The sequence below is a fragment of the Flintibacter sp. HCN-6482 genome, assembly GCF_037892565.1.
In the GTDB taxonomy this organism is placed as follows: domain Bacteria; phylum Bacillota; class Clostridia; order Oscillospirales; family Oscillospiraceae; genus Lawsonibacter; species Lawsonibacter aceti.
Genome location: NZ_JBBKBK010000004.1, coordinates 46130 through 60456, shown reverse-complemented (window position 1 = coordinate 60456; position 14327 = coordinate 46130). Strand labels below are relative to the sequence as shown.

14 protein-coding genes are annotated in these 14327 nt (G+C 59.1%); 2 read left to right on the top strand and 12 right to left on the bottom strand.

Features of this window, described 5'->3' with window-relative positions:
* Positions 1 to 26 precede the first annotated feature (26 nt).
* From WKS99_RS11840 to WKS99_RS11805, 8 genes are all read right to left on the bottom strand, one after another.
* Positions 27 to 1259, bottom strand: coding sequence for a glycerate kinase type-2 family protein (locus tag WKS99_RS11840; RefSeq protein WP_340406156.1), 1233 nt, complete (start codon positions 1257 to 1259; stop codon positions 27 to 29).
* A gap of 23 nt (positions 1260 to 1282) precedes the next feature.
* Complete coding sequence (locus WKS99_RS11835; protein WP_186851857.1) at positions 1283 to 2212, bottom strand: glycoside hydrolase family 25 protein; 930 nt, start codon at positions 2210 to 2212, stop codon at positions 1283 to 1285.
* Between the two features lie 98 nt (positions 2213 to 2310).
* A complete protein-coding gene (locus WKS99_RS11830; RefSeq protein ID WP_340406154.1) occupies positions 2311 to 4701 on the bottom strand; it encodes a homocysteine S-methyltransferase family protein in 2391 nt (796 codons plus the stop codon).
* On the bottom strand, positions 4688 to 5365 hold the full coding sequence (locus WKS99_RS11825) for a methionine synthase (RefSeq protein ID WP_147573287.1): 678 nt from the start codon (positions 5363 to 5365) through the stop codon (positions 4688 to 4690). Before WKS99_RS11825 ends, WKS99_RS11830 begins: the two co-directional genes overlap by 14 nt.
* Positions 5366 to 5427: 62 nt before the next feature.
* Positions 5428 to 6492: a M24 family metallopeptidase gene (locus WKS99_RS11820; protein WP_186851859.1), complete on the bottom strand. Its 1065-nt coding sequence runs from the start codon at positions 6490 to 6492 to the stop codon at positions 5428 to 5430.
* A gap of 11 nt (positions 6493 to 6503) precedes the next feature.
* Positions 6504 to 6923 (bottom strand): nuclear transport factor 2 family protein, encoded by a 420-nt coding sequence (locus tag WKS99_RS11815; RefSeq protein ID WP_147573314.1) that lies wholly within the window; start codon positions 6921 to 6923, stop codon positions 6504 to 6506.
* A 43-nt stretch (positions 6924 to 6966) separates the two neighbouring features.
* Positions 6967 to 7830, bottom strand: coding sequence for a TIM barrel protein (locus tag WKS99_RS11810; RefSeq protein ID WP_186851860.1), 864 nt, complete (start codon positions 7828 to 7830; stop codon positions 6967 to 6969).
* Positions 7827 to 8333 (bottom strand): YqeG family HAD IIIA-type phosphatase, encoded by a 507-nt coding sequence (locus WKS99_RS11805; RefSeq protein ID WP_240288391.1) that lies wholly within the window; start codon positions 8331 to 8333, stop codon positions 7827 to 7829. Before WKS99_RS11805 ends, WKS99_RS11810 begins: the two co-directional genes overlap by 4 nt.
* Positions 8334 to 8470: 137 nt before the next feature.
* On the opposite strand from WKS99_RS11805, the gene WKS99_RS11800 reads away from it, so the two are divergent.
* Positions 8471 to 9268, top strand: coding sequence for a hypothetical protein (locus WKS99_RS11800; protein WP_340406149.1), 798 nt, complete (start codon positions 8471 to 8473; stop codon positions 9266 to 9268).
* A 206-nt stretch (positions 9269 to 9474) separates the two neighbouring features.
* Here the strand turns inward: WKS99_RS11800 and nifU are convergent, their stop codons facing one another.
* Complete coding sequence (gene nifU, locus WKS99_RS11795) at positions 9475 to 9888, bottom strand: Fe-S cluster assembly scaffold protein NifU (protein WP_186851861.1); 414 nt, start codon at positions 9886 to 9888, stop codon at positions 9475 to 9477.
* Positions 9889 to 9902: 14 nt separating this feature from the next.
* Positions 9903 to 11075, bottom strand: a complete 1173-nt coding sequence (gene nifS, locus WKS99_RS11790; protein ID WP_186851862.1) for a cysteine desulfurase NifS — start codon at positions 11073 to 11075, stop codon at positions 9903 to 9905.
* Between the two features lie 166 nt (positions 11076 to 11241).
* Here nifS and WKS99_RS11785 point away from each other — a divergent pair, with 166 nt between their 5' ends.
* Entirely contained in the window at positions 11242 to 11670 is a 429-nt protein-coding gene (locus WKS99_RS11785) for an RrF2 family transcriptional regulator (protein WP_147573301.1), read from the top strand.
* 74 nt (positions 11671 to 11744) lie between these two features.
* Here WKS99_RS11785 and cysK read toward each other — a convergent pair whose 3' ends face one another.
* Both cysK and WKS99_RS11775 read right to left on the bottom strand, forming a co-directional pair.
* Complete coding sequence (cysK, locus tag WKS99_RS11780) at positions 11745 to 12677, bottom strand: cysteine synthase A (RefSeq protein WP_147573303.1); 933 nt, start codon at positions 12675 to 12677, stop codon at positions 11745 to 11747.
* Positions 12678 to 12691: 14 nt separating this feature from the next.
* Complete coding sequence (locus WKS99_RS11775; protein ID WP_340406145.1) at positions 12692 to 13975, bottom strand: O-acetylhomoserine aminocarboxypropyltransferase/cysteine synthase family protein; 1284 nt, start codon at positions 13973 to 13975, stop codon at positions 12692 to 12694.
* Positions 13976 to 14327: the final 352 nt, after the last annotated feature.

The window sequence follows — 14327 nt, the reverse complement described above, 5'->3', positions numbered from 1 at the left end:
TTCTGTATATCAAGGTGTTTGCGCCGTTACCGGCGGATCAGGGCTATGGCCACGTCGTTGACATTAGTGCCTGTAGCCCCGGTGACGATCAGCCCGTCACAGGCGGCCAGGGCGTTGTAAGCGTCGTTATCCTGAAGGACCTGGAAGATGGACACACCCTTCTCCTCCAACTGGCCACGGGTCTCCCCAGTGACAAAGCCGCCGGCGGCGTCCGTGGGGCCGTCCGTCCCGTCAGAGCCCACGGAGAAGACAGCGGTGTCCCTCAGGCCGGCGATCCCCTCGGCCGCGGCAAGGGCAATCTCCTGGTTCCGGCCGCCCTTGCCGGCCCCAGTGAGCTTCACTACCGTTTCCCCACCGGCCAGGAAGGCCAGAGACCGCGCGCTGTTCTGGTGATACCGGGCGATAGAGGCCAGGAAGGAGCCCGCCTCCCTGGCTTGGCAGGTCAGGCTGTCGGTAAGGACTACGGGCTCATATCCCAGCTGGCGACACACGTCGGCAGCGGCCCGGCACAGCTCCCGGACACTGCCGGTAATCTGAGTCTCCACGTTGTCCAGGGCCTTGGGCGTCTCCTGAGCCAGGACGGCGGCGGCCTCCGCGGAGAGCCTGATGCCGTATTGGGACACAATGGCCTCCGCCTGGGCGCTGGTGGAGCTGTCGGGGTAGGCGGGACCAGATGCGATCATGTCCAGCGGGTCGCCGATGATGTCGGACAGCACCACCGCGAAGACCTGGGCCGGGGCACAGTGGAGGGCAAAACGGCCCCCCTTGACAGTGGAGAGATGCTTGCGGATGGTATTCATTTCTGTGATATCCGCTCCACAGGCCAGGAGCTGCCTGGTGATGTCCTGCAGCTCCTCCGTGGAGATGATGGGTTTTTCAAACAGGGCAGAGCCGCCGCCGGACAGCAGGAACAGAACACGGTCCTCCGGCTTGAGATCCTGGGTCAGCTCCAGGGCCCGGCTGGTGGCGGCAAAGGTGTCGTCGTCAGGGACCGGATGGCCCGCTTCCCAGACCTCCAGGTTTCCGATGGGACCCTCGCTGTGGCCGTGCTTGGTGATGACGATGCCCCCATCCGGTTTGCGGTCCAGACTTTCCCAGGCCGCGTGGGCCATGGACCAGGCCGCCTTACCTACCGCTACAAGGATCAGCTTTCCCGCTCCGAACTCTTTTCCGGCCAGAGCCCGAGCCACTGCCGCATCCGGCCGGACCTGGGCGATGGCCTCCCGGACAATGGTGTTACAGTCATTTCTCAGCCGCATTGTCGCCGCCTCCCAAAATAAATTTATTCTTCCGGTTCCTCCGGCAGGGCAGTCGGGCGCAGGTCCAGGTTCCAGTCCACCTCTCCCTGGATGCCAGCTACCGTGCCGGTGTGGGTGTACTGCCAAAAATCAAAGTGATAATAAAAGCCTGGGATCTGGTCGTATTCCGCCAGCCAGAAGGGCCACTGGTCCAACTGGGTCAGGTCGTAGGTGAGATAGCCCTGGTCCTGGTTGAAGTAGACCATGGGCTGATACCCACCCTCCTGGATGGTCCGGCAGAAGGAGACGGCGCACTGGGTCAGAGTCTGACCGTCCAGCCCGTCGGTGCGGGCACCATTGCCGGGAGTGATGGGCTCCCAGTCAAAGACCACGGGGTAGGTGATGTCGCAGTCAGCCAGGGCGTCCAGCACGAACTGGGCCTCCTCCATCCCCTCCTGGGGGGTGATGGCCTGGGAGAAGAAGTAGACGCCCACCTCCAGTCCAGCCTCCAGGGCCCCCTGAATGTTGGCCTTGTAGAAGGAATCCAGGAAGAGCCCTCCCTCGGTGTAGCCGCGGTAACCTAGGCGAATGAGGGCGAAGTCCACGCCGTCCGCCGCCACGGCCTGCCAATCGATCTCCCCCTGGTAAAAGGACACATCAATACCCGCCTTGGCCAAAAGGCCATCCCGCTCATAGGACACCCGGCCCAGTGGATCGGTGGAGAAGCCTTTGGTCCCGTAGCGGTTCACAGCCAGACCATCTATCGCGGTCAATATCTGGTCCCGGTAGGAAAAGGTGACAGGAGGCGGGGGCTGCTTGCCGCCCAGGAACAGGGTGAGCAGCATGGCACCGCCTCCCAGAGCAAGGGCGGTCAGGCCGCAGACCAGTGCCAGGCGTTTTCCCCATCCGGAGGAGCGGGGCGCCGCCCTCCGTCCTGGGGGACGAGGCGCCTCTGGTATTTTGTTCTGGTCCATGATCTCACCTCATTGTCTGGCCCTGTGTGGGGAAGCAGGTCGCATTTTGCACTATTATAGCAGACCACGGACCAAAGCACAATGAGAAAGAGAAGGGGTCAGCCGATTACCCGCTTGGCCACGTCCACGCTTTCTTTGGCGTCCCTGGCGTAGAAGTCGGCGCCGATCTGCACGGCATACTCCGGGGTCAGGACGGCACCGCCGACCACGATCTTACAGGACAATTCCTGGCTATGGAGAAGGGCAATGGTGTCCTCCATGCTTTTCAGCGTGGTGGTCATCAGGGCCGAGAGCCCCACCAGAGGGGCCTGATGCTTTCGTACCGCCTGCGCCACGTCGCCGGGGTCTACATCCTTGCCCAGATCGATGACCGTGTAGCCGTAATTTTCCAATAGGACCTTGACGATGTTTTTCCCGATATCATGGATGTCTCCCTTGACGGTGGCCAGCACGATGGGGCCTTTGCCTGACGTCTGGTCAGATGGGCCGGACATCTCCTGCCGGATGACCTCAAAAGCGGCCTGGGCAGCCCCGGCGGACTGGATGAGCTGGGGCAGGAAGACCTTGCCCGCCTCAAAATTAGCTCCCACCCGGTCCAGAGCGGGGATGAGGATGTGGTCCACGATATCCATGGAGGAGGTGGTCTCCAACAGGCGGCGGGTGGCCTCACCAGCCTCACCCTTTAGTCCGGCCTCCACGATCTGGGCCAGAGAACGGCCCTCCGTCGGTACAGGAGTCTGGCCTCCAGCCCCGCCGGAGGTAATGGAGGTCTTGATTTCGGCGTTTCCGTAGGCGGCAATAAACGCACGGGCCTCCCGATCCACATTCATCAGCAGGTGGTAGCCCCGGACAGCGGCCATCATAGCATCCGTGTTGGGGTTGAGGATGGGCAGGTCCAGGCCGCAGGTCATGGCCATGGTGAGAAACGTCTGGTTGACCAGGGGTCGGGCGGGCAGACCGAAGGAGATGTTGGATACGCCCAGCACCGTCTTCAGCCCAAGCTCGTCCTTGACACGGCGGAGGGCGTCCAGCGTCTGGGAGGCACCCTCCTGTTCCGCCGAGGCGGTGAGGGTCAGGCAGTCGATATATACGTCCTCCCGGCGGATGCCGTAGGACAGGGCCGCCTCCAGGATGCGGCGGGCGATGTCCACCCGCTGCTGGGCGGTCTTGGGGATGCCGTCCTTGTCAAGCGTCAGTCCCACCACGGCGGCCCCGTACTTCTTGACCAGGGGGAGAATGGCCTCCATGGTTTCCCGGTCCCCATTCACCGAATTAACGATGGCCTTGCCGCAGTAGACCCGGAGGGCCCGCTCCAGCACCTTGGGGTCAGTGGAGTCCAGTTGAAGGGGGGCGTCGCATACCCCCTGGATGGCCTTCACCGCCCGGACCATCATCTCCTCCTCGTCCACCTCAGGCAGACCTACGTTTACATCTAAAATATCAGCCCCCGCCTCCACCTGGGTCAGAGCCTGGTTCAGGATATAGTCCACATCCCCCCGGCGCAGGGCTTCCTTCATCAGCTTCTTTCCCGTGGGGTTGATACGCTCGCCGATGACACGGACCCGGTCGATGGGTACGGCTAGTGTGGGGCCGCACACGGCGGCGGGCACCTGGCGGGAGGGCTCCCGGATGGCCTGCCCCATCAGGGCCCGCTTCAGCAGGGCGATGTACTCCGGGGTGGTACCGCAGCAGCCCCCGAACAGCTTGACCCCCATGGGGGCCAGGTCGGCCATAGCGGCGGCGAACTCCTCCGCGGTGATATCATAGCCGGCTCCGCCAGGGTCGGGGAGGCCGGCGTTGGGTTTGATGGCGATGGGCAGAGTGGACCACCGGGTCAGCTCCTCCACCAGAGGGGGCATCTCGCGAGGACCGAGAGAGCAGTTGACTCCGATAGCGTCTGCCCCCATCCCCTCCAGTACCAGAGCGGCGCAGGCGGGGGAGTGGCCCAAAAAGGTCCTGCCCCGGTCCTCGTAGGTCATGGTGACCATCACCGGCAGGGAGCAGCACTCCTTGACAGCCAGCAGGGCGGCCCGGCACTCCTGGAGGTCGGTCATGGTTTCGATCAGGACCAGGTCCGCCCCGGCCGGAACCCCGGCGAGGACCACCTCCTTGAAGATGTTTACCGCCTCCTCAAACCGCAGGGAGCCCGTGGGCTCCAGAAGCTGGCCGATGGGGCCGATATCTAGGGCCACCAGGGCATTCCCCGCGGCGCCCTCACGGGCGGCGTCAATGGAGGGGGGGACCACCTCGGTCACAGTTTTTCCGGTGCGCCGCAGCTTTTCCCGGTTGGCGCCAAAGGTATTGGCGCACAGGATCTGACTGCCGGCCTGGGCGTACTGGCGGTGAATATCCACCACCCAGTCCCGATGCTCAAGAGCGGCCAGCTCCGGATGCTCCCCAAGGCCCAGCCCCCTGGCCTGGAGCATGGTGCCCATGCCGCCATCCAGGATCACAGGGCCGGGGCCCTTCAACAGCTCATAAAAGTCCACAGTGTCCACCTGCCTTTCGGTATTGGCAGCCGCCCTGGGCGGGACAGCCCAGGCAGCTTCGTTTGTTTCTAGCGATCTCTCGGTCGGATACCCCCAGGATGGCAGTCACCGATTTCCGGGGGATGAGGATGTGGCTGGCGCTGGCCGTCAGCCCCACCCTGCGGGGAGCGTCCAGCAGGGAGAGAAGCTCCCCTTGGACGGTCAGGGGCAAATCCCCATAGCCAGGGCTGTACCGGAAGGGGAAGGAGCAGCCGGGAAACATAGCCTGGAGCTCCAACTCGATCTGGTCGCACCCCTGTTCCACCGCCGTGTCCGCGGCGCAGTCCAGGGCCAGCCCCTGGAGCATATCTCCGCTCTGGGTCTTCCGGATAAGCACGTCCACCGCTGCCCCCAGAGTCATACAGAACACTACCGCCCTTACACAGCCCTCCAGATGGGCCTTCAGGTCCCGGCCGGGGAGGAGCAGGCCGCAGGACAGACGCACGCCGTTCTCCTCCTGGAGTATATCGTAACAGCGCCAGGCCCAGCGGAGCCGGGCCGTCTGGCATATGTGCCGGCCACAGAGCTGGGCCTGGTTTCGCAGGTCCGCTCCGGCCTGGTCCGGGGGACAGCCCATGTAACGTAAGATCTCGTCTGTATCTAGCTGCTTCAATTCAATGGACATGGGCCGGGGGCCTCCTCTCTGTATGGGGCCTGGCATATTGGGTGGTATGCATCTTGTCCCCTTTACAATACGATCAGGTCCTTGGGGGAGCGGGTGATGTCCTCACATCCGCCGTCCTTCAGGACCAGCACGTCCTCAATGCGGACGCCGAATCTACCGGGAATGTACACGCCGGGCTCGGCAGAGATGACCGCCCCCGCTGGGAGAACGCGGTCCTCACTGGGGCTGGCATTAGGGGACTCATGGATATCCACTCCAAGGGAGTGGCCGAAGCTGTGGGTAAAATAATCCCCATAGCCCGCCTCCCTCAGTACCCGCCGGGCCGCGCCGTCCACCTCCCGACCAGATACCCCAGCCCGGGCGGCCTGGATGCCCGCCCGCTGGGCGGCCAAAACGGCGGCATACACCTTCTCCATCTCCGGGCTGGGCTGTCCCAGGGCCACCGTGCGGGTCATGTCAGAGCAGTAGCCCTCCACCTTGCAGCCGAAGTCCATGGTAATGAACATCCCCACATCCACCACCTGATCTCCGGGCACGGCGTGGGGGCGGGAGCCGTTGGGCCCGGCGGCCACGATGGGGTCAAAGGACACCTGCTCCCCGCCCCGACGCAGCAGTTCGTATACCAGTCGGGCAGCGATCTCTCGCTCGGTCAGTCCGGGCCGGATAAAATTCAGAATGGCCTTGAACGCCTCGTCGGTGATTTCCTGGGCCCGGCGCATATGGGCCAGCTCCCCCTCGTCCTTGCTGGCTCGCAAATCATCCAGGAGTCCCTGGGCGGGGGTGAGGATGCAGGGCAGCTCCTGGCTGTATCGGCGGTGGGCGTCTACGGTCATTTCACCGCTCTCAAAGCCTACGTTGCGCAGCCCATGGACCTGGATAAATTCCTTGGCCTGAGACAGGTGGCCGCTGCCGGCGGTGACTAGAGATACCTCCGCTCCCACGATCTGCTCCCGAGCGGCCTCGATATACCGACCGTCGGTGGTGTAGCGGGCCCCGTCCCGGGTGACCAGGAGCAGACCCTCACCATGGAAGCCCAGAGCGTACCGCTCCCCGGAGGGGCTGGTGATCAGCATGGCGTCCAGGCCGTATTCAGGGAGTTTTTTTGCGATATTAGCAATATGGTTCATATAGTTTCTCCTCAAAACCAGATGTTGGGCGCTTCCCGGAATTTTGGAGCTGGGCCATCGGCATAGGGGTCATACCGGTGAAGATTGCATCCAAACTCCTGAAGGCGGCAGATTCTATCGTCCCCATCCCAGTCTATCAGAGAGAGGCCATCAAATATTTCTGCCGTTCCGTCGTGCATTTTATTTTCGAAGTACCACTCTACCACCGTCCGGTCCTCTCTGTGAAAAAAGCCCCGGATGTCCCAGGCCAGTACCTTTCCGCGGGTATTCCACTCCTCAAACCAGTGCTTGATCTGCTGGGCGCCGCGATATTCCGGCCCCCAGCTCTCGATATACAGGGCATCTGGAGCAAAAAGCTGCAGAATACCGGTGTCCCGGCCCTCCAGCCACATAGAAAACCAGCGGCGGACAGCCTGCTCCCGTCCTGCCATATCCATACCGTTTCTCCTTTCGGCGCAGCTCCATGAGAGCCTCTCATGGGTTTGCGGCATACTGCTCGTAGATTCGTTTCATAGTCAGAGCATCCTCCGCCTGAGTCCCCGCGCTCTCGCAGATAAAGGTGGGGCTCCAGCCCCGGCGGGCCACCTCGGCAGCCAGCGGCGCCCAGCCGGGGCCGTATCCGTCGTTGTCGGAAAAGGTTCGGTGGCACTTCTCGCCTCCACCGGGAGTGAACTGGATATGGGAGAAATGGCTGTGGAACCGGGCAGCCCGCTCTGTCCCCAGTACCTCCTCTACCCGGTCCAGCATCCGGGAAAATGCCTCCTGCCCGTCGTCTGCCCCCAGGGAGCGGGCGTACAGATGCCCCCAGTCGATGCAGGGGATCAGCCGCTCATCCAGGGTACACAGCTCCAGCACCTCGTCCAGATCTCCCAACTGGTTGATCTTGCCCATGGTTTCTGGGCATAGGGCGATGTGGCCAAAGCCCTGGTCGTCACAGGCGGCGATGACATCCCGCAGGGAGCGGCGCGCGATGTCCAGGGCTTCCCTCCGGCTGCGCTTCATCAGCGCCCCGGAGTGGATGACCACCCGGCCGGCCCCCATTTGGCTGGCCACCAGACAGGCGGCAGAGATATAGCCGATGGTCTTTTCTAGGGCCGACCGGTCGGGATTGGCCAGGTTGATGAAGTAGGGCGCATGGAGGGACAGGGAGATGCCAGCCTGACGGGCCCGCTCCCCCACCCTGCGGGCGGTTTCTTCTCCCACATGGACCCCTTTGCCGCACTGGTATTCATAGCAGTCCAGCCCCAGGCCGGCGATCCATTCCGGGGCCTCCACCGAGGAGCGGTGTGCCTTGGAAAAGCTGTCGGAATTGCCCGCCGGGCCAAATTTGGCGCTCATAGGAAGGGCCTCCTTCTGCCCAGCATCCGGAAAGGGGTTTCAGCGGCGTAGCGGAGGTATCGGCCCGGATTGCCCGCCAGCCGAATAGGCTCCACCAGCAGGGGGATGACCCCGGCGTTGTTGGCCCCAAGGGTATCGGTAAAGATCTGGTCCCCCACCATCACCGTTTCCTCCGGCCGGCAGCCCATCCGCTCCATAGCCCGGAGATAGCCCCCTTTTTTCGGTTTGCCTGAGTGCCCCTGATAGGGGATGCCCAGCTGTTCGGCAAACTTCTGCGCCCGGCCGGGCTTCCGGCTGTTGGACAGCAGGAACAGTTGGATCCCCTGCTCCGCCAGCTCTGCGGCCCAGGCGGCCACCTCGGGGGAAGGCTCTGTCACATGGTAGGGGACAAGGGTGTTGTCCAGGTCTGCCAGTACCAGCCGGACCCCTTTGGCGGCCAGCTCGCTGGGGCTGATGTGGGTGACCGAGGGATATACCCCCCGGGGAATGGGTGAAAAGGGCACGGGTAGGTCCTCCTTATGTCTCGTTCTATGCTTTGGCCCGCTGGCATAGAGTGGAGGGAGCGGGCCTCCATTTGGTCTGACCACAATCATCGGTTAAGTATATCACGATACAATATTCTGGGCAAGGGGGAGCCGTCATGACGAGGGACACCATTATCATTACCACGCCGCCTCAGACTCTGCGGTCAGTACAGGGGTGGGATGTGACCCCAGGTCACCTGGCCTATCGGGTGGGGAGGGGGCCGCATTTGTTCCGGGCGGGCGGCGGCACAGTCCAGCCCAGGGGCGGGATCATGGTGGTGGACAATCAGGGCTTCGACGGTCTGGGCGACCCCGGCCCGCTGTGCCAGGAGGTGGTCCGGGAGTGTTCCGCCCGTGGCTTCACGGGGGCGGTACTGGACTTTGATGCCAAGCTGCCCCCGCTGGAGCGGATGGCCGCCACACTGGAGGAGGGATTTGCCCGCCGGGGCTGGACCCTCTATGTGCCGGAAAGTTACGGAGCCAGGCTTCAACGGGCCAGAGTCATGATATCCTCCGCCCTATCTGGAGGCTCTCTGGCCCTTCGGCTGGAGGAGGCGTCCGGCTGCTTTGGGGCGGACCGGGTGGCTCTGGCGCTCCAGAGGGTGGCGGAGGACTTTGCCCTGCCTTCATCCACAGGCAACGGGCAGCCCCTGACCAGGGAAGAACTGGCCCAGAAAAGGCGGCAGATGAACCCCTCGGTGTTCTTTTCCGGAGAGCTTTGCGCTCGGTATTTTACCTATATGAACCGGGAGGGTGGAGCCCACTTTGTCCTCTTTGATGATGGCGACACCCTGCGTCGAAAAATGGAGGTAGCCCGCAGAGCGGGGATACACACCTTCCTGGCCGCCTGGCCGGAGGTGGCGGACTGTGTGGAGCAGCTGGGGCTCCAACGGGCGCAATCCAGAGCCAGATAGGTCCAGCCTTCCCAGGGGTATATGACAGAAAACAGACGTTTCAAGAGAGAAAAATTTGTATGCGGCCGCAAGCGATTAGGCCGTTGAAAAGATTTCGATAAAAAGAGCCGATAACCGCAATGAGATCTGCGTGTTATCGGCTGTGTGGTTTTCCAGCCTAGGTCCTTATCAGACTAAAAGGCTCTAAAGGAGACCGACAAAGGGATTCAGCGCCCATCGGCTTCTACTGAACACTCTGGTGGTACGGGCTCGCCCCGCTTTGTATAGTAGTCAGCTAAAGCCGCTTTTACTGCTTCTTCTGCAAGGACGGAACAGTGCATCTTATGAGGGGGAAGACCGTCCAATGCCTCCGCAACAGCGGCGTTGGTCATAGTCAATGCCTCTTCGATGGTCTTGCCCTTTATTATCTCAGTTGCCATAGAAGAGGTAGCGATGGCAGAACCGCAGCCAAAGGTCTTGAACCTGACATCTGTGATAACGCCATGGTCAATTTTGAGATACATTTTCATGATGTCGCCGCACACTGGATTGCCTACGGTACCAACTCCGTCCGCATCCTCAATGATCCCCACATTCCGAGGATGATTAAAATGGTCCATAACTTTATCAGAATAAATCATGGTATTCTTCTCCTTTACCAAGTCGCCTTTTGGGCCGTGGTATCCCAAACGGGGGACATGGCCCGCAGATGATCAACAACTTCCTTGAGTGCCAGAATGATGGTATCCACGTCATCTTCCGTTACATCACTTCCCAGACTGATCCGTACAGAGCCATGGGCGATCTCGTGGGGGAGGCCAATGGCCAGAAGCACATGGGAGGGCTCCAAAGAAGCGGAGGAACAGGCGGAGCCACTGGAAACGCAGATGCCTCTCGCATCAAGCTTCAGTAAAATGGATTCTCCCTCAATGGCCTCAAAAGTAAATGAGGCGATGGATGGCAGGCGGTTTACCGGGTCGCCGGTGAGGCGGGTTCGGGGAAACTTTAAGACCTCTTGGATCAGTTTGTCCCGCAGCGTGGAGATACGGGGAATTTCTTCCTCTAAAACGGCACACCGCTCTTTTAAGGCGGCGGCAAGCCCCACCGCGCCAGCCACGTTCTCTGTCCCAGAACGGCGGTTTCGCTCCTGACCACCGCCGTGGATCAGCGGTAGAATAGGAGTTCTGGATTTGATATACAGGACACCCACCCCCCTCGGACCATGAAATTTATGCCCAGATAGACTGAGTAAGTCTACCCCCAGATCGTTTACGTCCACCGGGATATGGCCTGCCGCCTGCACGGCATCTGTGTGAAATAGCGTACCATTCTCGTGGGCAATGGCAGCAAGTTCCTTAACTGGTTCAATCGTCCCAATTTCATTGTTGGCCATCATAATGGAAACAAGAATCGTGTCAGGCCGCAAAGCGTCTTTCAGGACTTCCGGTTGTACAGTACCAAATTCGTCTACCGAAAGCTCCTCCACATCAAACCCCTGCTTTCTCATCCATTGGGCTGTGTGAAGAATAGCGTGGTGTTCCACGGCGGAGATCAGGATATGCTTCCCCTTTTTGTTAAGAGCTTCTGCCACTCCGCGTAGCGCCCAGTTGTCGCTCTCAGTGCCTCCGGAAGTAAAGAATATTTCCTCTGGTTGAGCGTTCAGACACAGCGCCACGTCAGCTCTGGCCCTGTCCAAAGCCGCCTTCGAGTGAGTAGCGAGATTATATAAAGAGGATGGATTTCCATAGTCCTCCGTGAAATAAGGCGTCATCGCCGCAAGCGCCACAGGAGAAAGTTTTGTTGTTGCGGCGTTATCCGCGTAGATCATGGGGTATCTAGCTCCTTTCTTAATCATAGTAGGAATGTAGGTTTTATAAATCTATTATATCACTATGTTTGTTGTGTTTCAAGTAGTAGCCATGACTTTTTGATGAAGCCATTGATATATGATTAACCCTGTTGTATAATAGGATTATCGAAAGGGGGATATGATAATGATTGTTTCGACAAAAGGCCGCTATGCGCTTCGGGTGATGATTGATTTGGCCGAACATCCTTCGGACGGCTATATTCCCCTGCGGGAAATTGCCCAGCGGCAGGAGATATCGGAAAAGTATCTGGAAATCATCCTGAAATTGTTGGTACGTGGGAATCTGCTGACGGGGCTTCGAGGCAAAGGCGGAGGGTACCGTCTGAATCGTGGTCCAGAGCAGTATACGGTGGGAGAAATTTTGCGCTGTACAGAGGACAGCCTAGTTCCCGTGGCCTGTCTGGGCTCCGGCAGCAATGAATGCCGTCGTGCGGCGGAGTGTCGTACCCTGCCGATGTGGAAGAAATTGAACCAGATGGTCAATGACTATTTCGATAGTATTACCATTGCTGATTTGATAAGAGCTGATGGACAGGTAGCCTGCCCGATCTGACCATGCATACTATGTGCGCTTGAAAAAGCCGCCGCATATGCGGCGGCTTTTTCAATGCGATGATATGATTTTGGTTATTCTGAAAAGAGGGGGGTGGAGAGATACCGGTCTCCGGTGTCAGGGAACAGCACCACGATTGTTTTGCCCCTGGCCTCCGACCTCTTGGCGATTTCCAAGGCGGCCCACAGGGCAGCTCCGGAAGAGATTCCAACCAAGACGCCTTCTTTTCTGCCTGTCAGCCGGCCCAAAGCAAAGGCATCCTCATTCCTCACCGGGATGATTTCGTCATAGATGGAAGTATCCAGCGTATCAGGAACAAAGCCAGCGCCGATGCCCTGAATCTTATGGGATCCGGCGCACCCCCCACTGAGTACCGGAGAGTCTTTCGGCTCCACGGCAATGACTTTGAGATCGGGATTTTTCTCCTTTAGAAATTTTCCCACGCCGGAAACAGTGCCGCCGGTGCCCACTCCGGCAACAAAGTAGTCCACGACACCTTCGGTATCTATCCAAATCTCCGGCCCAGTGGTGGCATAGTGGGCGGCGGGATTGGCGGGGTTCACAAATTGTCCCGGCACAAAGCTGTCAGAGATGCCTGCGGCTAGCTCATTTGCCCTGGCGATGGCGCCCTTCATGCCTTTGGCTCCCTCTGTCAGTACCAACTCCGCGCCGTAGGCCTTCATAATCTGCCGCCGCTCTACACTCATAGTTTCCGGCATGACAATAATGATGCGATAGCCGCGGGCGGCAGCAACGCTGGCAAGGCCGATTCCGGTATTACCGGAGGTAGGCTCGATTATGACGCTGCCGGGTTTTAGCAGGCCTTTTGCCTCCGCATCGTCGATCATGGCCTTGGCGATGCGGTCTTTTACGCTTCCAGCTGGGTTAAGATACTCCAGTTTGGCAATGATCTTCGCTTCCAGACCCAGCTCCTTTTCAATGTGTGTCAGTTCCAAGAGCGGAGTATGCCCGATTAGCTGGTCAGCCGCGGCGTAAATCCTGTTCATCTTCTCTCCTCCCCCTATTTTACCTGTGCGAAGCCTTTTTCAAGGTCCGCGATGATGTCGTCAATATGTTCTGTGCCAATAGAAAGCCGAATGGTGTTAGGTTTGATTCCTACATCTAACAGTTCCTCCTCAGTAAGCTGGGAGTGAGTTGTGGTAGCCGGGTGGATAACCAGAGATTTCACATCGGCCACATTCGCCAATAGGGAAAACAGATCCAATCCATCAATAAACTGCCACGCCTGCTCTTTGCCTCCTCTGATCTCAAAGGTGAAAATGGATGCGCCTCCATTAGGAAAGTATTTCAGATATAGAGCGTGGTCAGGGTGGTCGGGCAGGGAGGGGTGGTTGACCTTCTCCACCAGCGGATGGCTTACCAGGTACTCAACCACCTTCTGAGTATTCTCTGCGTGGCGATCCAGCCGCAGGGACAGCGTTTCAGTCCCTTGGAGCAGCAAGAAAGCGGCAAAGGGAGAGATAGCGGCCCCGGTATCCCGCAAGAGGATTGCGCGGATATAGGTGACGAAGGCAGCCTTTCCGGCGGCCTTGGTGAATTTAACGCCATGATAGCTGGGATTTGGCTCGGACAGCCATGGATACCGGCCCGACGTTGCCCAATCGAAGGTGCCGCCGTCCACAATGACGCCGCCCAAAGCAGCGCCGTGTCCGCCAATGAACTTGGTAGCGGAGTGGACGACGATATCCGCGCCATGTTCGATTGGCCGGATCAGATAGGGTGTCCCGAAGGTGTTGTCAATCACCAGGGGCAGACCATGGGAATGGGCAATTTGTGCGATGGCGTCGATATCTGGAATGTCACTGTTGGGGTTGCCCAGTGTTTCGATGTAGATGGCCTTGGTATTGGGTTGAATAGCCCCAGCTACCTCACTCAAATCATGAATGTTAACGAAGGTAGTCTCCACCCCATATAAGGGTAGCGTATGAGCCAACAGATTGGATGTGCCGCCGTAGATGGTTTTTTGCGCTACAATATGTTCACCTTTTTTAGCAAGAGCCTGGATAGTATAGGTGATGGCCGCCGCACCAGAGGCCAGAGCCAATCCAGCCGCGCCGCCCTCTAGTGCGGCGATACGGTCCTCAAACACTCCTTGGGTAGGGTTGGTCAAACGACCGTAGATGTTTCCCGCGTCAGCCAGCCCAAACCGGGCGGCGGCATGGGCAGAATCGTGGAACACATACGATGTGGTGGCGTAAATAGGGACAGCGCGGGCATCGGTAGCAGGGTCTGGCTTTTCTTGCCCAATATGAATTTGCAGCGTTTCAAATTTGTAGTTGTTCATAACAGATACCTCTTTCATTATTCCCTGATATGGAAAATTGGGGTTAGCACACAACTCCCGGACAGGTATCTGGACCTATTGATATCGTATTTACCAAAGACACAAACAAGAAAATGTTATGCGCCTAGCCAGATCACACGTCCGGAAGCACAACATTCGTCCACATCGGAAATTGCTACGCAAGAGTGATTGAAATATACTTTGCATAAAGCAAACTCCTTTCCATAAATGATAGGCAGATAATAACATAATTTACCTACTATGTCAATAGGTATTATGTTTTATTCAAAAGAGAGTGGCCGCTAGTATGCCCCGGTCCGAGGAAAGTAAAACGAAAATTGAAGAATCCTGG